The 21,423-nt window shown below is 72.2% G+C and carries 21 protein-coding genes, 1 tRNA gene and 1 pseudogene; 12 read left to right on the top strand and 11 right to left on the bottom strand.

The window, feature by feature from the left end; all coding sequences use genetic code 11:
• Positions 1-66: 66 nt before the first annotated feature.
• A tRNA-Met gene (locus RLT58_RS11735) sits at positions 67-140 on the top strand.
• Positions 141-204: 64 nt separating this feature from the next.
• Here RLT58_RS11735 and RLT58_RS11730 read toward each other — a convergent pair.
• The 4 genes from RLT58_RS11730 to RLT58_RS11715 all read right to left on the bottom strand — a co-directional run bounded on the left by RLT58_RS11730 (position 205) and on the right by RLT58_RS11715 (position 3,660).
• On the bottom strand, positions 205-1,347 hold the full coding sequence (locus RLT58_RS11730) for an ABC transporter substrate-binding protein (RefSeq protein ID WP_311310338.1): 1,143 nt from the start codon (positions 1,345-1,347) through the stop codon (positions 205-207).
• Between the two features lie 23 nt (positions 1,348-1,370).
• Complete coding sequence (locus tag RLT58_RS11725) at positions 1,371-2,240, bottom strand: ABC transporter permease (RefSeq protein ID WP_311310337.1); 870 nt, start codon at positions 2,238-2,240, stop codon at positions 1,371-1,373.
• A complete protein-coding gene (locus tag RLT58_RS11720) occupies positions 2,237-3,058 on the bottom strand; it encodes an ABC transporter ATP-binding protein (protein ID WP_311310336.1) in 822 nt (273 codons plus the stop codon). Before RLT58_RS11720 ends, RLT58_RS11725 begins: the two co-directional genes overlap by 4 nt.
• 182 nt (positions 3,059-3,240) lie before the next feature.
• Positions 3,241-3,660 carry a Fur family transcriptional regulator gene (locus tag RLT58_RS11715; RefSeq protein WP_311310335.1) on the bottom strand — a complete coding sequence of 140 codons (420 nt, stop codon included), beginning with the start codon at positions 3,658-3,660 and terminating at the stop codon, positions 3,241-3,243.
• A gap of 169 nt (positions 3,661-3,829) precedes the next feature.
• Here RLT58_RS11715 and RLT58_RS11710 point away from each other — a divergent pair, with 169 nt between their 5' ends.
• Positions 3,830-5,281: a catalase gene (locus tag RLT58_RS11710; protein ID WP_311310334.1), complete on the top strand. Its 1,452-nt coding sequence runs from the start codon at positions 3,830-3,832 to the stop codon at positions 5,279-5,281.
• Positions 5,282-5,349: 68 nt separating this feature from the next.
• Here the strand turns inward: RLT58_RS11710 and RLT58_RS11705 are convergent, their stop codons facing one another.
• Positions 5,350-5,751, bottom strand: coding sequence for a CBS domain-containing protein (locus RLT58_RS11705; protein WP_311310333.1), 402 nt, complete (start codon positions 5,749-5,751; stop codon positions 5,350-5,352).
• A 197-nt stretch (positions 5,752-5,948) separates the two neighbouring features.
• On the bottom strand, positions 5,949-6,749 hold the full coding sequence (gene hisN / locus RLT58_RS11700; protein WP_311310332.1) for a histidinol-phosphatase: 801 nt from the start codon (positions 6,747-6,749) through the stop codon (positions 5,949-5,951).
• A 121-nt stretch (positions 6,750-6,870) separates the two neighbouring features.
• Between hisN and RLT58_RS11695 the strand changes: the two are divergent.
• Positions 6,871-7,434 (top strand): annotated as a pseudogene (locus tag RLT58_RS11695) (TetR/AcrR family transcriptional regulator); the annotation flags it as partial.
• 8 nt (positions 7,435-7,442) lie between these two features.
• Here RLT58_RS11695 and RLT58_RS11690 read toward each other — a convergent pair.
• The 4 genes from RLT58_RS11690 to RLT58_RS11675 form a co-directional block, all read right to left on the bottom strand.
• Positions 7,443-7,766, bottom strand: a complete 324-nt coding sequence (locus RLT58_RS11690; protein WP_311310331.1) for a DMT family transporter — start codon at positions 7,764-7,766, stop codon at positions 7,443-7,445.
• 124 nt (positions 7,767-7,890) lie between these two features.
• Positions 7,891-8,907 (bottom strand): ribosome small subunit-dependent GTPase A, encoded by a 1,017-nt coding sequence (rsgA, locus tag RLT58_RS11685; protein WP_311310330.1) that lies wholly within the window; start codon positions 8,905-8,907, stop codon positions 7,891-7,893.
• A 3-nt stretch (positions 8,908-8,910) separates the two neighbouring features.
• Positions 8,911-10,251 (bottom strand): 3-phosphoshikimate 1-carboxyvinyltransferase, encoded by a 1,341-nt coding sequence (gene aroA, locus RLT58_RS11680; protein WP_311310329.1) that lies wholly within the window; start codon positions 10,249-10,251, stop codon positions 8,911-8,913.
• An 89-nt stretch (positions 10,252-10,340) separates the two neighbouring features.
• Positions 10,341-11,054: a M50 family metallopeptidase gene (locus tag RLT58_RS11675; protein WP_311310328.1), complete on the bottom strand. Its 714-nt coding sequence runs from the start codon at positions 11,052-11,054 to the stop codon at positions 10,341-10,343.
• Between the two features lie 65 nt (positions 11,055-11,119).
• Here RLT58_RS11675 and RLT58_RS11670 point away from each other — a divergent pair, with 65 nt between their 5' ends.
• The 9 genes from RLT58_RS11670 to RLT58_RS11630 all read left to right on the top strand — a co-directional run bounded on the left by RLT58_RS11670 (position 11,120) and on the right by RLT58_RS11630 (position 19,404).
• A complete protein-coding gene (locus RLT58_RS11670; RefSeq protein WP_311310327.1) occupies positions 11,120-11,935 on the top strand; it encodes an SOS response-associated peptidase in 816 nt (271 codons plus the stop codon).
• 49 nt (positions 11,936-11,984) lie between these two features.
• Positions 11,985-12,635, top strand: coding sequence for an alpha/beta hydrolase family protein (locus tag RLT58_RS11665; protein WP_311310326.1), 651 nt, complete (start codon positions 11,985-11,987; stop codon positions 12,633-12,635).
• Positions 12,636-12,921: 286 nt separating this feature from the next.
• Positions 12,922-13,578, top strand: coding sequence for a sigma-70 family RNA polymerase sigma factor (locus RLT58_RS11660; protein WP_018105559.1), 657 nt, complete (start codon positions 12,922-12,924; stop codon positions 13,576-13,578).
• Entirely contained in the window at positions 13,575-13,895 is a 321-nt protein-coding gene (gene rsrA / locus RLT58_RS11655; RefSeq protein WP_311310325.1) for a mycothiol system anti-sigma-R factor, read from the top strand. The genes RLT58_RS11660 and rsrA overlap by 4 nt, the downstream gene beginning before the upstream one ends.
• Before the next feature lie 103 nt (positions 13,896-13,998).
• Positions 13,999-15,423, top strand: a complete 1,425-nt coding sequence (locus RLT58_RS11650) for an HD-GYP domain-containing protein (protein WP_311310324.1) — start codon at positions 13,999-14,001, stop codon at positions 15,421-15,423.
• On the top strand, positions 15,420-16,655 hold the full coding sequence (locus RLT58_RS11645) for an HD-GYP domain-containing protein (RefSeq protein ID WP_311310323.1): 1,236 nt from the start codon (positions 15,420-15,422) through the stop codon (positions 16,653-16,655). The genes RLT58_RS11650 and RLT58_RS11645 overlap by 4 nt, the downstream gene beginning before the upstream one ends.
• Positions 16,656-16,746: 91 nt before the next feature.
• Complete coding sequence (locus RLT58_RS11640; RefSeq protein ID WP_311310322.1) at positions 16,747-17,739, top strand: tetratricopeptide repeat protein; 993 nt, start codon at positions 16,747-16,749, stop codon at positions 17,737-17,739.
• 107 nt (positions 17,740-17,846) lie between these two features.
• Positions 17,847-18,485: a peptide deformylase gene (gene def / locus RLT58_RS11635; protein WP_311310321.1), complete on the top strand. Its 639-nt coding sequence runs from the start codon at positions 17,847-17,849 to the stop codon at positions 18,483-18,485.
• Between the two features lie 187 nt (positions 18,486-18,672).
• Positions 18,673-19,404: a D-Ala-D-Ala carboxypeptidase family metallohydrolase gene (locus RLT58_RS11630; RefSeq protein WP_311310320.1), complete on the top strand. Its 732-nt coding sequence runs from the start codon at positions 18,673-18,675 to the stop codon at positions 19,402-19,404.
• 47 nt (positions 19,405-19,451) lie between these two features.
• Here RLT58_RS11630 and RLT58_RS11625 read toward each other — a convergent pair whose 3' ends face one another.
• Positions 19,452-21,365, bottom strand: a complete 1,914-nt coding sequence (locus RLT58_RS11625) for a glycoside hydrolase family 20 protein (protein ID WP_311310319.1) — start codon at positions 21,363-21,365, stop codon at positions 19,452-19,454.
• Positions 21,366-21,423 lie beyond the last annotated feature (58 nt).

Raw genomic sequence — 21,423 nt, 5'->3', positions numbered from 1 at the left:
CCGGTGGGCCCGGGGAATGGGATTTGCGCTGGTCCAGGGGCTGACGTAGTGTGGGGATCACAACGACGCGGGGTGGAGCAGCTCGGTAGCTCGCTGGGCTCATAACCCAGAGGTCGCAGGTTCAAATCCTGTCCCCGCTACTGAAGACAGAGGGCCGGATCCTTTCGAGGATCCGGCCCTCTGTGCATGCCGCGCCAGGTGGCTTCAGGGGGTGTGGCCCACGGCCTCGCCGTACATCGCCCGGTCCACGGCCCTGTCCTCCGGGACGGGCGCGCCCTCGGAGACGCCGGAGTCGGCGTACGCCTTCTGCAGCCGGTCCGTCGTCCCCTTCCGGATCTCCCAGTCCATCCGCATCGACGGGGTGGAGCGCAAGGTGGCCTCGTCGGTCTTCAGCAGCCCGGCCAGTTCGGCGACGAAGGCCGCGTCGGCCTTGTAGTCACCGGCGAAGTAGGTGTTCACCGTACGGATGTAGGCGCGCAGGAAGGCGACGCCCGCGTCCGGGTCCTGGTGCAGCAGGTTGGGCCCGAACAGCAGCCCGCCGAGCGGTTCGCCGACCGGCTGGCCGCCGAGGAACACGTACTTCTTGTCGCCGTCGACCTTCCGCCAGACCGGGTCGAGCAGCCAGGCGGAGTCCACGCCGCCGTTCTGCAGGGCGGTGAGCACATCGGCCGAGCCGAGCTGCTGGAAGCTGATCCGGTCGAGCCCGCCGCCGTGCTTCTTCAGCGAGGTGTCCATGGGATAGGCGATCACCGAACCCTTGCCGATCATCGTGCCGAGCTTCCGGCCCGCCATGTCCACGTGGCCGGCGCTCTCGCCGTCCCTGAGGCGGACCCACAGCCCGCTCTTCGAGGCCGGGTCGGGGGAGAAGTTGCCCGCCACCCATTTGATGGCGAAGCCGCCGTCGATGCCGTTCATCACCGCGGCCTCCGGCGCCGCCCACTGGGCGTCGACATCCCCCTTGGCGAGCAGGGGAAGGGCGTCGGGGGTGGGCAGCACCTTCAGGGAGACGTCCAGGCCCTCCTTGGCGAACTCGCCCTTGTCCACCGCCACCTGGAGCGGGGCGACGTACTCCGCGCTCAGCGTGCCGGTCGCGACGGTGATCTTCCGTTTCTTCGCGAGCGGCCTCGCGGCGGGCGCGCCCTTCTCGCAGCGGGCGGGTCTGCGGTCGGGGGCGAGGCCGGCGGGGTCGGTCCAGCTCCCGCTGCCGCAGCCCGCCACGGGGGTGACCGTGCGGGGCGCGGCAGCGGCGTCGTCGCCCGGGGTCTTGCCCCCGGCGCAGCCCGCAACCCCGAGCAGGGACGCCGCCAGGAGCACGACGGTGCAGGTCAAAGGGGTACGTGTACGCACAGTGCCTCCGTACGAAGAAGCGTTCAGGTCTGACTGCGGCCGCGGTCGCGCGGGGCCCACGGGGTGAGCAGCCGGCCGGCGATCCGCACCACCTCGGAGAAGACGACCCCGAGCACCGCGACACAGACGATCCCGACGAACATCACGTCGTTCCGGAACAGCGCGCGGGAGTCGAAGATCAGGTGCCCCAGCCCGTCGGCCGCCGCGATCTGCTCCGAGGCGACGATGACCAGCACCGCCACACCCGCCGCGATCCGCGCGCCGACCAGGACCGCAGGCAGCGAGGCGGGCAGCAGCACATGCCGGAACATCTGCCAGGGCGAGGCGCCGAACACCTGCCCGGCGTCCCGGTGGCCGGCCGGGACGGCGAGCACGGCGGCCATGGTCGAGATCCAGACGAAGAAGAAGACGGTGGCGGCGACCAGGGCGATCTGCGGGCCCTCGCCGAGGCCGAACATGTTGAGGAACACCGGCAGCAGCGCCAGCTTCGGTACGACGTACAGGGCGTCGAGCAGCGGTTCCAGCGCCGCGCGTACGAGGGAGAGCGAACCCATCAGCAGCCCGAGCGCATAGCCCGCGACCGTGCCGATGGCGTAGCCGCCGAGCACCCGCTTGAGCGTGGCCCACACATCAGGCCACAGCTCGCCGTCGCCCGCCCGGTCCCAGCCGTCCGCCAGGATGGTGGAGGGGGCGGGGTAGACCCGGTCGTCGATCCAGTTCCGGGCGGCGGCCAGCTGCCAGAGCAGGACCAGGAGCAGCGGTACGGCGACGGCGAGCGCGACTTCGAGGGCGCGGCGCCGGCGGTGGGTGCGCGCGGGGTGCAGCTCCCGCGGTCCCGGCCTGCGGACCAGCACCTGTTCCTCGGGGTTCCCGGACTTCACCGCCGTACTCATACCGGGGCCGCCTCTCCGCGGACCTCGCCGCGCAGCAGTTCCCACAGCTCGCTCCTGAGCGCGGTGAACTCCGGCGCCGAGCGGATCTCCCCGGTGCGCGGCCGTGCGAACGGCGGCCGGTGCTCGGCGATGATCCGGCCGGGCCGGGCCGACATCACCAGGACCCGGTCGCCCAGCACGATCGCCTCTTCGAGGCTGTGGGTGATGAACAGGGTGGTGGTGCGGGTGGTCTGGGTGAGGTCGAGCAGTTCGTCCTGGAGGATCGTGCGCAACTGGGCGTCGAGCGCGGCGAACGGCTCGTCCATCAGAAGCACTTCGGGCTCGACCGCCAGCGCACGGGCGATCGCCACGCGCTGGCGCATTCCGCCGGAGAGCGCCCCCGGATAGGCCCCGGCGAAGTCGGCGAGCCCCATCCGGCCCAGCCAGTCGCGCGCCCGGGCGTCCGCCTCCCGGCGCGGGACGCGCTGGACGTCGAGGCCGAAGCGGACGTTGGCCAGCACGGTCTTCCAGTCGTGGATCCCGTAGTCCTGGAAGATCATCGCGGCCGGGCGGGGGGACGCCGTACGGATGGACAGCTCACCGGCGCTGGGGCGGAGCAGTCCGGCGGCGATCCTCAGCAGGGTGGACTTCCCGCAGCCGGAAGGGCCGACGACGCAGGTGAACTCGCCCGGTCCGATGTCGAGATCGAGGGGGCCGAGCGCGGCCAGGGCCTTCGCGCCCCGGCCGAAGGAGCGGGCGAGCGCGCGGGCGCGGAGCTTGGGGTGTCCGGTGGCCGCCGGGGCGGGTGCCGGGAGCGGGTTCGGGTGCGGGTCTCCCACGGATCTCTCCTCGTACGGATCGAGGTGCGCGGCCGTCGCGGGGCGGCGGTGATCGCCGCTGACGATATGACGACCCGTCAGATCAGGGAAGGGGGTGCGCGGGAGCGGGTGGCGTCCGGCCCGGAAACGGAACCGCCCCCGCCGGGTGTCCGGCGGGGGCGGTTCTGGAGAACGGGGGTGGGTCAGGCGGTCGCGGCGCAGTTGGGGCAGATGCCGCGGTACGTCACCTCGACGCCGGAGACCGTGAAGCCGAAGCGCTCGCCGGACGGCAGATCCGCCAGCGGGTCGCCCGCCGGGTGCACGTCGCGGATCGCGCCGCACTTCGCGCACACCAGGTGGTGGTGGGGGCGGTGGGCGTTCGGGTCGTAGCGCTTGGCCCGGCGGTCGGTGGAGACCTCGATGACCTCACCGAGGGTCACCATCTCGCCCAGCGTGTTGTAGACGGTGGCGCGGGAGATCTCGGGCAGCCGGGCGACGGCCCGGGCGTGGACCTCGTCGGCGGTCAGGTGCACGTGCTCCCCGTCGAGGACCTCGGCCACGACGCGCCGCTGTGCGGTCATGCGCCAGCCGCGTCCACGAAGTCGTTCCAGCAGGTCACTCATGAGGGCAAGCCTAACAGTGGAGGGGCCATGTCCCGAACAGGTGTGACTTTGGATGCTTGCTTGACTTGGACTTAGTCCATTGTAGGATCGATTACGGCATACGCCGAGGGGCAGGCTGTGCACGCCATGAAGACATGACGAATGTGCAGGAACGACGCAGGAGGCGCACGTGACGCAGGGACCGCTCACCACGGAGGCCGGCGCGCCGGTGGCCGACAATCAGAACAGCGAGACCGCGGGCGTCGGCGGTCCGGTGCTCGTCCAGGACCAGGCGCTGCTGGAGAAGCTCGCCCACTTCAACCGCGAGCGCATCCCGGAGCGCGTCGTGCACGCCCGCGGCGCCGGGGCGTACGGCACCTTCACCCTGACCCGCGACGTCTCGCAGTGGACCCGGGCGAAGTTCCTCTCCGAGGTCGGCAAGCAGACCGAGACGTTTCTGCGCTTCTCCACCGTCGCCGGCAACCTCGGCTCGGCGGACGCGGTGCGTGACCCCCGCGGCTTCGCGCTGAAGTTCTACACCGAGGACGGCAACTACGACCTCGTCGGCAACAACACCCCGGTGTTCTTCATCAAGGACGCCATCAAGTTCCCCGACTTCATCCACACCCAGAAGCGCGACCCGTACACCGGCTCCCAGGAGGCGGACAACGTGTGGGACTTCTGGGGCCTGTCGCCCGAGTCCACCCACCAGGTGACCTGGCTCTTCGGCGACCGTGGCATCCCGGCCACGCTGCGCCACATGAACGGGTACGGCTCGCACACCTACCAGTGGAACAACGAGGCCGGCGAGGTCTTCTGGGTCAAGTACCACTTCAAGACCGACCAGGGCATCAAGAACCTCACCCAGGACGAGGCGAACAAGCTCGCCGGTGAGGACCCGGACAGCCACCAGCGCGACCTGCGCGAGGCCATCGAGCGCGGCGAGTTCCCGTCCTGGACCGTGCAGGTCCAGATCATGCCGGCGGCCGAGGCGGCGACGTACCGCTTCAACCCGTTCGACCTCACCAAGGTGTGGCCGCACGCGGACTACCCGCCGATCGAGATAGGCAGGCTGGAGCTCAACCGGAATCCCGAGAACGTCTTCGCGGAGACCGAGCAGTCCATCTTCAGCCCCGCCCACTTCGTGCCGGGCATCGGTCCGTCCCCCGACAAGATGCTCCAGGGCCGGCTCTTCGCGTACGGCGACGCCCACCGCTACCGCGTCGGCATCAACGCCGACCATCTGCCGGTCAACCGCCCGCACGCCACCGAGGCGCGGACGAACAGCCGCGACGGACATCTCTACGACGGCCGCCACGGGGGCGCGAAGAACTACGAGCCGAACAGCTTCGGCGGCCCGGCCCAGACCGGCCGCCCGCTCTGGGAGCCCCTGCCGGTCACGGGCGGCACCGGCAACCACGAGGCCCCCGGCCACGCCGAGGACAACGACTTCGTACAGGCCGGCGACCTCTACCGGCTCTACTCCGAGGACGAGAAGGCCCGGCTGATCGACAACCTCGCCGGCTTCATCGCCAAGGTCTCGCGCGACGAGATCGCCGAGCGCGCGATCGGCAACTTCCGCCGTGCCGACGCCGACTTCGGCAAGCGGCTGGAAGCGGCGGTCCAGGCCCTGCGCGGCTGACCGCCCCCGCCCTTCCGACCGGCCGGTCCCCGCACCTGGGGGGCCGGCCGCTCGCGTGAACCGGTCCCTCAGCCGACCAGCTCGACCGACGCGCGGCGCACCGGCGCCCAGCAGCGGATGATGTCGCGCACCGAGACGATGCCGACCGGCCCGTCGTCGTCCAGCACGATCAGATGGCGGAAGCCTCCGTGCGTCATGGCCTCGGCGGCCTCCTCCAGGGTCCAGCCGGGTGCCGCGAAGACCACATCGGTGGTGGTGTGGGTGGAGGCGGTCTCGGTGTCGGGGTCCTGCCCCGAGCCGACCGCGTTCAGGATGTCGCGCTCGGTGAGGATGCCGAGCCCGCAGGTGTCCGGGTCGTGGACGACGGCTGCTCCGATCCGGCGTGCCGACATCAGCCGGGCGGCCTGGCGGAGGGTGTGGGTCGGGCCGATGGTGAGGACCATCGTGCTCATGGCGTCACGGACGAGCATGAAGGGAGCCACCTCCTTCGTGAAGCGACTGCGTGAGCCGATTCACAAGTTCACAAGTGGGGGGACTTTCAGAGTTGCACCGATCAGGGAAGGCAACAAGGGGTGGCGAAGATCATTCGAGGGGCGTGCGGTGGTGCGGCACGCCCCTCGAATCTCCTGTACGCCTGCTCAGCGGCCGTGCCGCGTGGCCCGGGCGATCAGTAGCGCTGGTTCAGATATCCCAGCAGCTCGTGGTGGAGCGTCCCGTTCGACGCCGCCGCGTTGCCGCCGCCGGGGCCGTCCACGCCGTCCAGACCGGTGAACCTGCCGCCGGCCTCCTGGACGATGACCGCGTTCGCCGCCATGTCCCAGAGCGAGAGCTCCGGCTCCGCGCAGATGTCCACCGACCCCTCGGCGACCATCATGTACGGCCAGAAGTCCCCGTAGCCACGGGTGCGCCAGCAGGCCCGGGTCAGGTCCATGAAGCCGTCGAGCCGGCCCTGCTCCTCCCAGCCGGTCAGCGAGGAGTATGCGAACGAGGCGTCCGCGATCCGCTCCACCTTCGACACCTGGAGGCGGGTCGCGGAGGTCAGGCTGCGCCCGGTGAACGCCCCGGCGCCCTTCGCCGCCCACCAGCGCCGGTTCAGCGCCGGCGCGGACACCAGCCCGACCACCGGCTGGAAGCCGTTCTCCCCGGCCTCCATCAGCGAGATCAGCGTCGCCCAGACCGGCACGCCGCGTACGTAGTTCTTGGTGCCGTCGATCGGGTCGATCACCCAGCGCCGCGGACCCGTGCCCTCGATGCCGTACTCCTCGCCCAGGATCGCGTCGCGTGGGCGCGCCCGGTGGAGATGGCCCCGGATCAGCTCCTCGGCGGCCTTGTCGGCCTCGCTCACCGGCGTCATGTCCGGCTTGGTCTCGACCTTGAGGTCCAGAGCCTTGAACCGGTCCATCGTCGTCGCGTCGGCGGCGTCCGCCAGCACATGGGCGAGGCGCAGATCATCGTGGTAATCGGGCATGCCGTCACAGTATCCACCGGGGGAAGGGCGGGGCCACAGGGCCCCGGAGGCCGCGCGGGACCTTGACAGCCCCGGGGAGCGCCTCAACTCTGAAAAGCAGGCCTTAGGGGGTGTCCCGCCGATGCCGGCAGCGCGCGAAGCACTCCTGGACGCAGCCCACGCGGCGCTGGCCACCCGGCCCTGGCGGACCGTGCGGATGGTCGACGTGGCGGCTGCCGCGGGGGTCTCCCGGCAGACCCTCTACAACGAGTTCGGCGGCAAGGACGGCCTGGCCCGCGCCCTGGTCCGGCGGGCCGCCGACAGCTATCTGGCCGGGGTCGAGCGGGCCCTCGGCTCCGCCGGCGGTACGGGCGACCGGCTGGCCGCCACCGCCGCCTGGACCGTCCGCGCCACCCGGACGAGCGCCCTGGTCAGGGGACTGCTCACGGGCTGCTGGGAGGAGCGCCTGCCCCGGCCGGGCCGCGGGCCCGGACCGCCGACCCCCGGCGAACTGCTCGGCCGGGTCAGGGACCGCGCGGTGGCCGCACTCGACGAGGGACGCCCGCCGCACGACCCCGCCGCACTGGCCCTGACCTGCGAACTCGCGCTGCGACTCGCCCTCTCGTACGCACTGGTTCCCCCGGCACCCGAAGGAGCGGAGGGGGCGGGGGACGGCACGGAGGTGGTGCGGGAGGTGGTCGAGCGGCTGCCGGGTCAGTGGGACGAGCCGGAGAGCTGGAGCCCGATCACGCCGAGGATCACCAGCGAGATCGACACCAGCTTGAGCGTGGAGACCACGTCGTCGAGGAAGACCATGCCGTAGATCGCCGTACCGGCCGCGCCGATGCCGGTCCACACCGCGTACGCGGGCCCGACGTCCAGCTTCTTCAGCGACAGGGTCAGCAGACCGAAGCTGCCGAGCGCGAAGGCGGCGAACGCGATGGTCGGCCACAGCCGGGTGAAGCCGTGCGAGAGCTTGAGGCAGACCGCGAAACCGGTCTCCAGAAGTCCCGCGACCACGACCAGCAGCCACGCCATCGTCAGTGCCCTCCCGCTCGGTGACCGCCTTGTACCGCTGGGCGTGATTATGCACTTACCGGTGGCGAGTGATCGCAAACGTGCCCGGACCGGCCGTCCTCGCGTCGCCCCCGGACACCGCCGGTCAGTCGCCCTCGCGCCGCTCCCGGGTGGACAGCAGCCGGCGCAGCGAGTCCAGCCGGGCCGGGTCCGCGTGCCCCGCCGCCACCCAGGCGTCCAGCGCGCATTCCGGTTCATGGCTGTCGTGGGTGCAGCCGCGCGGGCACTCCTCGGTGCCGGGCTGGAGGTCGGGGAAGGCGTTGATGACCCGGGACGGGTCGATGTGGTTCAGCCCGAACGAGCGCACGCCGGGGGTGTCGATCACCCAGCCCCGGTAGTCCGGCAGCGGGAGGGCCAGCGCCGACGTGGTGGTGTGCCGGCCCCGGCCGGTGACCGCGTTGACGACCCCGGTGGTGCGCCGCCTGTCCTTCGGCACCAGCGCGTTGACCAGCGTGGTCTTGCCGACGCCGGAGTGCCCGACGAAGGCGGTGACCCGGTCGTTCAGCTGCTCGCGGACCCGGTCGGCCGCGTCCCCGTTCTCCAGCTCCTCGCGGCTGGTGACGATGAACGGCACGCCCAGCGGGGTGTATGCCTCCAGCAGCTTGTCCGGCGAGGCCAGATCGGACTTGGTCAGCACCAGCAGGGGCGAGAGCCCGCCGTCGTACGCGGCGACCAGACAGCGGTCGATCATGCGCGGACGGGGTTCCGGATCGGCCAGCGCGGTGACGATCGCCAGCTGGTCGGCGTTGGCCACGACCACCCGCTCGAACGGGTCGTCGTCGTCGGCCGTCCGGCGCAGCACCGTCCGGCGCTCACCGATCCGGACGATCCGGGCGAGGGTGTCCTTCTCACCGGACAGATCACCGACGATGGAGACGGTGTCGCCCACCACCGCGGCCTTGCGGCCCAGCTCACGGGCCTTCATCGCGACGACCGTGCGGCCCTCGACCAGACAGGTGAGGCGGCCGCGGTCCACGGTGAGGACCATGCCCTCCTCGGCGTCCTCGTGCTTGGGACGGATATGCGTACGGGGCCGGTTGCCCTTGCGGTTGGGGCGGACCCGGATGTCGTCCTCGTCGGGGTTCTTGCCGTAGCGGCGCATGTCTCAGGCCCCGAGCATTCCGGTCCACATCTGCGGGAAGTCGGGCAGGGTCTTGGCGGTCGTCGCCACGTTCTCGATCTCCACTCCGGGGACGGCAAGGCCGATGATCGACCCCGCGGTGGCCATCCGGTGGTCGTCGTACGTATGGAAGGTACCGCCGTGCAGCGGTCGCGGCCGGATGTGGAGGCCGTCCGCGGTCTCCGTGACGTCACCGCCCAGCTCGTTGATCTCCTTGGTGAGCGCGGCCAGCCGGTCCGTCTCGTGCAGCCGCAGATGGGCGACGCCGCTCAGGGTGGAGGGGGAGTCGGCCAGCGCCGCGACCGCCGCGATGCCCGGGGTCAGCTCGCCGACCTCGCCGAGGTCGACGTCGATGCCGTGGATCCGGCCGGAGCCGGTGAAGGTGAGACCGCGCTCGGTCAGCTCGCAGCTGCCGCCCATCTCGGTGAAGATCTCGCGCAGCGCGTCACCGGGCTGAGTGGTGCGCAGCGGCCAGTCCGGGATGGTGACCCGGCCGCCGGTCACCAGCGCCGCCGCCAGGAAGGGCTGGGCGTTGGAGAGGTCGGGCTCGACGGTCAGATCGCGGCCGAGCAGGGCGGAGGGGGAGACCCGCCAGACGTTCGGCTCGCCGCCCGTCTCCGGCTCGTCCACCTGGGCGCCGACGGCCCGCAGCATGCCGACGGTCATCCGGATGTGCGGCATGGAGGGGAGCCGGGCGCCGGTGTGCCGTACCTCGACGCCCTGGTTGAAGCGCGGCGCGGACAGCAGCAGCGCCGAGACGAACTGGGAGGACGAGGAGGCGTCGATGGCGACCGGGCCGCCGTCCAGCGCGCCGCCGCCGTGCACGGTCATCGGCAGCGAGCCGCGGTTGTCGTCGTCGATCCGGGCGCCGAGCACCCGCAGGGCATCGATGACCCCGTGCAGCGGGCGCTCGTAGGAGCGGGGGTCGCCGTCGAAGCGGACCGGGCCGTCGGCCAGGGCCGCGACCGGGGGCAGGAAGCGCATGACCGTACCGGCGTTGCCGACGTCCACCGTGACCGGGCCGTGCAGACCCGCCGGGATGACCCGCCAGGCCTCGCCCGATGCGTCGGGCCCGCCCGTGACGGACGAGCTGGAGGACACCGTCTCCTCGATGCCTACGCCCATCGCGCGCAGCGCGTCGGCCATCAGCAGGGTGTCGCGGGAGCGCAGCGGGCGGCGCAGCCAGCCCGGCTCCGAGGAGAGCGCGGCCAGCACCAGCGCGCGGTTGGTGACCGACTTCGATCCGGGCACGGTGACGGTCGCGTCGACGGCTCCGCTCGCGTGGGGGGCGGGCCAGAGGGCGGGGTGCACGGAACTTTCGGTCATGGGCTCACTTTAGTGGCTCCCCGGCCAGTCGGATTCTGGCCAAACAACGCGAAATGGGGACGTAACGCGGGAGTGGTAGAGGAAGCCCGTCACAGACCCAGCAGCCAGCGTCCGCCGCCGATCAGCGAGCACAGCGACACCGCGTGGAACAGGAACAGCCACAGCGCGGCCGGTACGTCCGTCAGCCTGGCCAGCTGGTCCGCGTCCGAGTCCGGCGCCCCGCCGTGGCGCCGCTTGGACTGCAGCTCGAACGCCGGGCGCACCCCGCCCAGCAGCAGGAACCAGACCACGCTGTACGCGAACAGCGACTGCCAGTCGGGTGAGGCCAGCCACGACATCAACAGGAAGAGCGAACCCGTGAGGATCACCGTCAGCGCCCCGTACACATTGCGGATCATCACCAGCATCACCGCGAGCAGGGCCGTGGAGATCCACAGGAGCAGGGTGATCCGGCCGTCCGCCAGCAGCCAGGCGCCGCCGAGCCCGAGCAGCGGCGGCGCGGTGTACCCCGCCGCGGCCGTCAGCACCATTCCGATGCCGGTCGGCCTGCCCCGGCTGACCGTCAGCCCGCTGGTGTCCGAGTGCAGCCGGATGCCCGAGAGCTGCCGGCCGGTGAGCAGGGCGACCAGACCGTGGCCGCCCTCGTGGGCGATGGTGATCGCGTTGCGCGACAGCCGCCACAGGACGTTCGGCACGACGGCGATGAGCGCGGCCGTGGCGGTCACCACCACCAGCCACTGCTCCGGCGCCGGCTGGGTGCCGAAGACGCGGTCCCACAGATTGCCGAGATCGGTGCTGTCCATGGCGTGGGCGGCTCCTTGCGGTATTGGCGTCCGGTCGGGAGGACGGTCGTGGCAGTCTGGCACTTATGTGCGGACGGTATGCAGCGAGTCGGCGGCCCGAGGATCTGACCGGACTCTTCCAGGTGGAGAAGTGGGAACCGGCCGAGGCGCTGGAGCCCGATTACAACGTGGCGCCGACCAAGGAGGTCTACGCCGTACTGGAACGTCCTGTGAAAGACGCGGACGACCAGCGTCCGGTTCGCCAGCTGCGCGCCCTGAAATGGGGACTGGTGCCGTCCTGGGCCAAGACCCCGGAGGGCGGCGCCCGGATGATCAACGCCCGCGCCGAGACAGTCCACGAGAAGCCGTCCTTCCGCCGCCCCTTCGTCTCCCGGCGCTGCATCCTGCCCGCCGACGGCTATTACGAGTGGGTGACCGGCGCCGAGGAGCGGCAGCTGGAGGAGAAGGGCCGCAGGAAGCGCCCCCGCAAGCAGCCCTACTTCGTCACCCCCGCCGACGGCTCGGTCTTCGCGATGGCCGGTCTCTACGAGTTCTGGCGCGACCGCACCCTGCCCGACGACCACCCCCAGGCCTGGTGGGTGACCTGCTCGGTGATCACGACCGAGGCGGAGACCACCCCGCTCGCCGTCGCCCCCGCCGAGGGCCCGGCCGCGCTCGCCGACATCCACCCCCGGATGCCGCTGATGCTCACCCCGGACCGCTGGGACGACTGGCTGGACCCCACGCGCACCGACATCGAGGAACTGCGCGGACTGCTGACACCGCCGCCCGGCGGGCTGATGCGCGCCTACCCGGTCGCCACCGCCGTCAGCAACGTCCGCAACAACGGCCCCGAGCTGAAGGACGAGCTGGCCGCCCCCGAGATGAGCACGCTCTTCTGAGGACGCGCCGGACCCCGGACGGCCCACCGCGGGTTGGTTGGATGGGGGTGTGAAAGCCACCGAGACAGAGCCCCGCACCGAGACGGTCGACACCGAGGCCGGCACGGCCCGGATCACCTGGCTGCCCGCGAAGAAGCCCCGCCTCCTGCTCGCCCTCGGCCACGGCGCGGGCGGTGGCATCGAGGCCCGGGACCTCAGGGCCCTGGCCGCAGCGCTGCCCCCGCAGGGGGTGGGCGTCGCTCTGGTGGAGCAGCCCTGGCGGGTCGCCGGGAAGAAGCTCGCGCCCGCCCCGAAGACCCTGGACACCGGCTGGCGCGGCCTGTGGCCCGCGCTGAGCGCACCCGGCCTCCCGGTCGTCGCCGGCGGACGCAGCGCCGGAGCCCGGGTCGCCTGCCGCACGGCCGCCCCGCTCGGTGCCCGGGCGGTCCTCGCGCTCAGCTTCCCGCTGCACCCGCCGGGCCGTCCGGAGAAGTCCCGCGCGGACGAGCTGCTGGGCTGCGGGGTGCCCGCGCTCGTCGTCCAGGGCGGCAACGACCCGTTCGGCCGCCCCGCCGAATTCCCTCCGGGGGAGTACCGGCTCGCCGAGGTTCCGGACGGCGACCACGGCTTCGCCGTACCGAAGCGGTCCGGGCTGACCGAGGAGGCGGCGATGGAGATCCTCACCACGTCCGTGGCCGGCTGGCTGGCCGGGATCGGGTGACCGCGCACCCCCGCCCGGCGCCCGGGAATGCCGGGCGGGGGACCGCTGTTGTTCGGGACGTCGGTACACCAACGTCGTCTGTGGAGAGGGAGTCCGTCGCATGGGTTCGACCATCTGCCCGCGTCGCTCGAACGCCGCTGACCTGGAGTGGACGGTCCTGCATGCGGCCAAGACCACTCCGGAGCGGTCACTGAGCGGACCTGATCGACAGCCCGCGCGGGACCAAGGTCGACTATTCTCCGATTCGAGCGGGTCCGGTTTCGGTTCCGCCACAGCGTTGGAGGAGGTGGGTCCGGTCACTGGGACCGACACAGGGACCGACGACGGCCGCCCGCAGGAGACGACCGCCGAGCGCAACGCGCGCTTCGAGCGCGACGCCCTCGGTTTCCTCGACCAGATGTACTCGGCCGCGCTGCGCATGACGCGCAACCCCGCGGACGCCGAGGACCTGGTCCAGGAGACGTACGCCAAGGCCTACGGCTCCTTCCACCAGTTCCGCGAGGGCACCAACCTCAAGGCGTGGATGTACCGCATCCTCACGAACACCTTCATCAACTCGTACCGCAAGAAGCAGCGCGAACCCCAGCGCAGTGCCGCCGAGGAGATCGAGGACTGGCAGCTGGCGCGCGCCGAGTCGCACATGTCGACCGGTCTGCGGTCCGCCGAGTCCCAGGCACTCGACCACCTGCCCGACTCCGACGTGAAGTCGGCGCTGCAGGCGATCCCGGAGGAGTTCCGCATCGCGGTGTATCTCGCCGATGTAGAGGGCTTTGCCTACAAGGAGATCGCGGACATCATGGGGACTCCCATCGGTACGGTGATGTCCCGACTGCACCGGGGCCGCCGTCAACTGCGCGGCATGCTGGAGGACTACGCCCGTGACCGCGGGCTCGTCCCCGCGGGCGCCGGTGAGTCGGACGATCGGAAAGGCTCGGGCTCATGAGCTGCGGAGAGCCGCACGAGACGGATTGCGCAGAGGTCCTCGATCACCTCTACGAGTTCCTCGACCGGGAGATGCCCGACAGCGACTGCACCAAGTTCGAGGCGCACTTCGGTGAGTGCTCCCCCTGCCTGGAGAAGTACGGCCTGGAACAGGCCGTGAAGAAGCTGGTCAAGCGCTGCTGCGGGCACGACGACGTACCGGCCGACCTGCGCTCCAAGGTGATGGGACGGATCGACCTGATCCGCTCCGGACAGGCCGTTCCGGAACAGGACGTCACGGCCGCCGACACCGGGGTGCCGTCCGCCGCATCGGACTGACGCATCACCCGAACGTGCTAATCACCCCCGTCGGCCCCCGGCCGGCCCGCCCAACTCGCTAGCCTGGCGCCTCCATTGGCGATGCTGGGGGGCGGGCGGACGGGTGAGAGCCACACGTGGCGCGGCGCGGGCACACATCCTGGCCGTCGCGCTCGGCGCGGCCCTGTGCGTCCTGCCGGCGCTGCGCCCCGGCGCCGGCACGCCGTGGACGACCCTCGGACTGCTCACCGGGCTCTACCTCCTGTGCGAACTCCCCGGCCGCCGCCCCTTCTCCAGGGGACCCGGCGCGGTGCCGGTCGGCGCCGGATCGTTCTTCCCGCTGCTGCTCGCGGCCGCCTTCCTGCTCCCGCCCCCGGCCGCCGCCCTGGTCGCGGTCCCCGGCTCGCTCGTCGGCCGGGTGGACAAGGCCCCGGCCACCGCCCGCCGCGTCTGGCGGGCCGCCGAGCTGGCCGTCACCGTCTGGGCGGCCTCCTGGGTCCACACCCTGCTGGGCGGGCCCGGCGCACTCGGCGGCGAGGCCCCCGGCCGGGTGCCCGACCTGCCGTACGCCCTGCTGCCCGCCTGCGCCGCCGCGCTCGCCTTCAGTCTGGTGCTGGCCGCCCTGGACGGCTCGATCCTGGCCGTCGCCGAACAGCTCCCGCCGCGCCGCGCCTGGAGCGGGCTGCTGCCCCGCTCGCTCGGGCCGCACCTGGTGCACGGCCTCGCCGGGCTGATGATGGCCGTCCTGTGGAGCAGCTCGTACGGGCCGCTGGCCGCGCTCTTCGTGCTCCTGCCCATGTACATCTCCTGCTGGGTCTTCGCCCAGTACCACCGCGAGCACGCCGCGCACCGGGCCACCATCAGGGCCCTGGTGCAGGCCGTCGACATCAAGGACACCTACACCCGGGGCCACAGCGAACGGGTGGGCCGCGCCTCCGTGCTCATCGCCCGGGAGCTGGGCATGGACCGGGACCGCATCGAGGTGCTGCGGTTCGCCGGCATCCTGCACGACGTCGGCAAGCTCGGTGTGCCGACCCGGGTGCTGCGCAAGGACGGGCCGCTGACCCCCGAGGAGCGGCGGGTGATCGAGCTGCACCCGGAGTACGGGCACGAGATCGTGCGCGGCATCGGCTTCCTCGGGGAGGCCCGGGCGGCGATCCTGCACCACCACGAACGGCTGGACGGCAGCGGGTACCCGTACGGGCTCGCGGGCCGCGAGATCCCCGAGTTCGCCCGGGTCGTCGCCGTCGCGGACGCCTTCGACGCCATGACGTCGACCCGGTCCTACCGGCCGGGGCGGCCGGTGCCGGCCGCGGTGGAGGAGCTGAAGCGGTGCGCGGGCACGCAGTTCGACCCGCAGATGGTGCGGGCGCTGGCGCGGGGGGTCGAGCGGTACGGATGGTCGGCCTCGGTGACCTCGGACGAGGTGCCGGGGCCCCGGGGCGGCGGCGGTGACACGGGTGCCCGGCCCGCCCGGGGCACGGCCCGTCCCCGGCCGGCCGGCGGGCCCGGGTCCGGCGCCCCGTCCTTCCGGGCGTCCGAGCGGTGAGCGTGGCCCTGGGCGTCCGGGGCGCGGCCCTCGCGCTCGCCGCCGCCGGGCTCGGGCACACGCTCTGGCACGGTGTCCACGAACCGGGGCACGCCCTCGCCTTCGGGCTCCTCATCACCGTCGGTGAACTGGCCCGCTGGGGCGCCCTGCCCGGGGAGCGGGAGCCCGCGCCGCTCGGCGCGGCCGGGGCCCTGGCGTACGCCCTGCTCGGACGCAGCGGCGGGGAGCCCACCAGCCACGGGGTGCTCCAGGTGATCGCGGTCCTCGTCGCCGCGCAGCTCGTCGCCTCGGTGCCCCATGTGGCGCGCGGCAGCGGGCCCGGCGCCGACCAGGTGGCCCGCCGCGTGCTGACCGTGGCGTTCGCCGCCGCCTGCTTCCAGCCGCTCTACAACTCCGGCCGGTCCGAGGACTGGTTCGGCGACGGCCCGTACTACGCGGCCTACCTGCTCCTGCTGCTCGGGCTCACCGCCCTGTGCGACGCCGTGCTGGGCGCCCTGCTGCTGCGGGGCCGCACCCGCGTCCCGTACGGCCCCCTGCTCCGCGACGAGCTGCGGGCCCTGACGGGCATCGGCTCGGCCGTCTGCGCGACCGGGGCGGTCATGGCGCTCGGGGTGGCCGCCGCAGGGCTGTGGGCGCTGCCCGTCCTGTGCGTACCGCTGCTGCTCACCCAGATCTCGTTCCGCCGCTTCACCGCCGTGCGCACCACCTACCGGCAGACCATCGCCTCGCTCGCCCGGTCCACCGAGATCGCCGGCTACACCCCGCACGGCCATGCCCGCAGGGTGGCGGTGCTCTGCACGGCGGTGGGCCGCGAGATGGGTCTTTCGGGGCCCGAGCTCACCGTCCTGGAGTACGCGGCGCTGATGCACGACATCGGCCAGCTCTCCCTGGTCGACCCGGTGCCGGACGGGGCCACCGCCGTGCTGCCGGCGGTCGAGCAGCGCCGGATCGCCCTGCTGGGCGGTGCGGTGGTCCGCCAGACCGGGGTGGACGCGAAAGTCGCCGTCGTGGTGGAACAGCAGGCCGACCCCTACCGCGAACAGCCGCTGTCCGCCAGGATCGTCCGGGCGGTCAACGCATACGACGACCTGTGCGGGGAAAGTATCGGCGGGCCGCTCGGTGCGCTGGAGCAGCTCAGGCTCGGCACCGGCCGCGACTACCAGCCCCAGGTGGTGGAATCCCTGGCCAGGGTTCTGGCCCGGGGCGGTCTGACCCCCGTCCCGCCTGGGTAACCCATGGGTAATGAGCGGGCGTCCGGCCGGGCATGGTTGGATGCGAAGAGAGCGGAAAAACGAGGGTGTCCAGTCGGGACAGGCGGGAATCGTGAGGATCTTCGGGAAGGTACGGCATCGGCCATCCGCCTCTTGGCGGCAGGCCACGGACCGCGCGTTCACGCTGATCGGCGACGGCCGGTACGAGGACGCGGGCGCGCTGCTGACACGTGCGGCGGACCTGGAGCCCTGGCTCTCGGAGTCGTGGTTCAACCTGGCGCTGCTGCACAAGTTCCGGCACGACTGGGAGCAGGCGCGGGCCGCGGGCCTGCGGGCCGTCGCGCTGCTCGACAAGGAGTCCGGCGCCCCCGACTGGTGGAACGTCGGGATCGCCGCCACCGCGCTGCAGGACTGGCCGCTGGCCCGCCGGGCCTGGCAGGCGTACGGACTGAAGGTCCCCGGCGGCGGCCAGCAGACCCCCGCGTCCGGCAGCGAGCCGGTCGGCATGGAGCTGGGCAGCGCGGCCGTACGGCTGTCGCCCGAGGGCGAGGCCGAGGTCGTCTGGGGCCGCAGGCTGGACCCGGCCCGGATAGAAGTGCTGTCGATCCCCCTGCCGTCCTCCGGGCGGCGCTGGGGCGAGGTCGTCCTGCACGACGGGGTGCCGCACGGCGAGCGGATCACCGCGGCCGGCCCCTCGTACCCCGTCTTCGACGAGATCGAGCTGTGGGCCCCGTCCCCCGTGCCCACCTGGGTGGTGCTGCTGGAGGCCGCCACCGAGGCGGACCGGGACGCCCTGGAGAAGCTGGCCTCCGACGCCGGATTCGCCGCCGAGGACTGGTCCTCGTCCGTGCGGCTGCTGTGCCGGGCCTGCTCGGAGAGCCGGATGGAGAGCGACGAGGGTGACGGCGAGCACCTGGACCCGCACGACCACAGCGAGCCCGGCCACCCCGGCCCGCTGGGCCACCGCACCGCCGGTGAGCTGTGGGTGCCCGAGCGCGAGTGCGGTCTCGCGGCGCCCGCCGGGCTGGTGCGCGGACTGCTCGACGGCTGGGTGGCGGACAGCCCGGACAGCCGTGAGTGGCGGGATCTCGAAGAAGTCTGCTGACGGGTGCCCGTAGGCTGTACGGGCACCGATTCCGGTGCTCGGGCGCCCGGGTTCCAAACGAGCCGCGGCCCCCGGGTTTCAGGTTGTGAGGAAGGCGTACGGCGGACATGGCGCAGCAGGAGACCGACGAGCAGATCAGCGTCGACGAGGAAGGGTTCCTGGTCGACACCGAGGACTGTGAGGCGCGCGAGGCGGCACACCGCGAGCGCGGCACCTCCCGCCCGATCACGGTCGTGGGCAACCCGGTCCTGCACAAGGAGTGCAAGGACGTCACCGCGTTCGACGACGAGCTGGCCCAGCTGATCGACGACATGTTCGCCAGCCAGCGGACGGCCGAGGGCGTGGGCCTGGCGGCGAACCAGATCGGGGTGGACCTCAAGGTCTTCGTCTACGACTGCCCGGACGACGACGGGGTGCGGCACACGGGCGCCATCTGCAACCCGGTGCTCGACGAGCTGCCGCCCGAGGACAGGGTGCTGGACGACTCCAACGAGGGCTGCCTCTCGGTCCCGACGGCGTACGCCTCGCTGGCCCGCCCGGACTACGCGGTGGTGCGCGGCCAGGACGCCAAGGGCAACCCGGTCAAGGTGCGCGGCAGCGGCTACTTCGCCCGCTGCCTCCAGCACGAGACGGACCACCTGTACGGCTACCTGTACATCGACCGCCTCTCCAAGCGCGACCGCAAGGACGCGCTGCGGCAGATGGCGGAGAACACCCCGCGCTACGAGACCGTCCCGAACGACTGATCCCGCCGCACGCGCGACCGCGCGGGCCCGTCCCGGTACGCCGGCCCGGGCCCGCGCGGCGTTTCCGGGGACGATTCCGTACATTGGCTCCCGGTGTCCAACTGCTGTTTCTACACGCGTAGTTGACGCGCGTCGACTCGTCCGCCAGGCTCGTGCACCACAACCTTCACAGCGGTAGGGAGCCCTCATGCTCAGACGTTCCGCACGACTGCTGCTCGGCCTTGTCATGACCATGGCATTCGCCTTGGGCGGGGTCGTGGTCACCGCCGGCGCGGCCCAGGCCGACGGCTGCTACACCTGGACCCGCACCCTGTCCCCGGGCGCCACCGGCAACGATGTCGTCCAGCTCCAGATCCGGGTGGCCGGCTACCCCGGCTACAACTCCGTACTCGCCATCGACGGCTCGTACGGCCCGGCCACCACCGCCGCCGTCAAGCGCTTCCAGGCCGCCTACGGGCTGGCCGCCGACGGTGTCGCGGGGCCCGCCACCCAGGCCAAGCTGTACGCCCTCCAGGACAACGACTGCACCCCGGCGCACTTCACCTACGCCGAACTCAACCGGTGCAACAGCACCTGGGCGGGTGGTGCCGTCGCGGCGGGCACGGCGAAGGCCAACGCGCTGAGCACCATGTGGAAGCTGGAGGCGCTGCGCCACGCGCTCGGTGACCACCCGATCACCATCAACAGCGGCTTCCGCTCCACGTCCTGCAACAGCGCGGTCGGCGGCGCCTCCAACAGCCGCCATCTGTACGGGGACGCGGCCGACCTGGGCGGGATCGCCTTCTGCACCCTGGCCAAGGAGGCCCGCTACCACGGGTTCAACGGGATCCTCGGCCCGGGCTACCCGGACCACAACGACCACGTCCACGTGAACCAGGGCCCCAGCCACTTCTGGTCGGCGCCCAACTGCGGTATCTGAAGCCGCGCGTGGGGCCCGTCGGCGGACGGGCCCCACGCGTGCGGGGCTCAGGCGGACTTCGCCGCCAGGCGCGTCCCGCCCGTCGTCTGCACCGCGGCCCCGTCCGGGGACCGCTCCGTCAGACCGAGCTGCGAGACGGCGTTGCGCACGACCAGGCCGCCGGGACCGGACTCCAGCTGCCAGCGCTGGGTGCGGGCGCCCGCCGAGCAGGTGCCGAGCGACAGCTCCGCACCCACCTCCAGCGGGGCGCCCAGGTACTTCTTCCCGCGCACCACGTCCAGGCACAGACCGCTCGTGGCGGACGCCACCGTGTAGTAGCCGTCGGCGGTCGCGGTCAGCCTCCAGGCGGCCGTCCGGTCCCGGGCCAGCGCCACTCCGGCGTCCGCGCCGGGCGCCAGCGCCTTCGCGCCCGCCGTCAGCCGGTACGTACCGTCGGCCAGCGGGGCGCGGTCGGTGTTCTCCCAGCCCGGGGCGTGCCCGATGCGCCGGGCCAGGGCCTCGAAACCGGCGTACGTGCCACTGGGTTCCGGGCCGCCCCAGGTGGCCTGGGCCAGGAAGCGCAGCGGCATGAATGCCTTCGCCTCGACCTCGTTCTCGGTCTCGGCCGCCGCGCTGTCCGGCCACAGGCTGATCTTGGCGCCGGTCAGGTTCGCCGCCCCGGCCGGCAGCGTCTGGCCCTCGAAGGACAGCGGCGTCCAGCCGCTCTCGTACAGCGTGCGGGTGTCCATCGTGAAGCCGCCGCGCACCAGGTAGAGGGAGTACGCCGAGTTCATCACCGGGCGGCCCTCGGCCAGCAGCTCGGAGGGCTGCTGGATGGTGCCGCCGCCGAGCCAGTGCTCGACGGTGATGTCGCGGTCCAGGGGGACGAGGCCGTTGTGGCCGACCAGCCCGTCGTTCCAGATCCGCAGTGACCGCCCGCCGGCCTTCACATGGGTGTTGACCTCGTTGATGAAGTCGACGAAGAGGTCGTCCGGGGTGGCCGAGGCGCCGAACTTCGCGGTCGCGGCCGCCTGGAGCTGCGGGTAGTCCGGGTAGGAGGAGCCGAGCATGTACTCGTCGGCACCCATGTGCCAGGTGCGGGTGTCCCACACCTTCAGGGCCTCGTCCACCAGCGAGGTGTAGTACGTCAGCGCCTCGGGCCGCGAGATGTCCAGCCGGGGCGGGGAGGCGATGCCGTCCTTGTCCTTGAGCTGGAGCTCGGGGTGGTTCTCCAGATAGGTGTCCATGTGGCCGGGGGAGTTGATCTCCGGCACCAGGTCGATGTGGTACTTCTTCGCCAGCGCGGCCAGGGCGCGGACCTGCGGCTTGGTGTAGTAGCCCCAGAACGCGGACTTCGGGTCGGTGTCGCTCCTGACCTTCGCCTCGATCCAGAGCTGGTTGAGCTTCTGGGATGCCATGTCCTTCATCAGCCGCTCGAACCAGGGCAGCGAGACATGGATGTAGCAGGCGCAGACCCCGACCCCGCGCTCGCGGTACGCGGGCACGTCGGTCGCCGAGCCGCGCGCGGCCCGCCCGTCGTCGTTCAGCAGCTGGAGCACCGTGCGCGAGCCGTAGAAGACCCCCGCCGAGGTCGCCGCGGTGACCGTGACCCGGTCGCCGACCTCCAGCCGGTAGCCCTCCGCGCCCAGCGCGCCCTTCAGCGAGGCGTCCTGGCGCAGCACGATGTCACCGGCCCGGGCCCGGCCGCGTGACACCGGGGCGCCGCCCGACAGTTCGCCCGCGAACCGGGCCGCGTCGGCCGCCGTGCGCCGCTCCCGTACCCCGTCCAGCACGATCCTGGCCCGGTCGGTGAGCGTGAACTCGCCCTCGGCGGGCCGCCACTGCCGCAGCGAGGGCAGCACCTCGGGCGGCGGTCCCGGCGGCGCCTCCCGGGCCGATGCGCTCTGCAGGGGCAGCGCGGTGGCGGCGAGCGCGGCCACCACGGCCCCGATGATCCTTCGTCGTGCCGTCCGGATGTCCATGCCGGTGACCCTGACGCGCGCGGGGCGGCCCGGTCCATGGACAGACGCGGGAATCGGT

Origin of the sequence: Streptomyces sp. ITFR-16 (genome assembly GCF_031844705.1) — a bacterium.
Lineage (GTDB): Bacteria > Actinomycetota > Actinomycetes > Streptomycetales > Streptomycetaceae > Streptomyces.
Note: the sequence above shows the minus strand (reverse complement) of the source record. Positions and strands in the feature narration are given on the sequence as shown.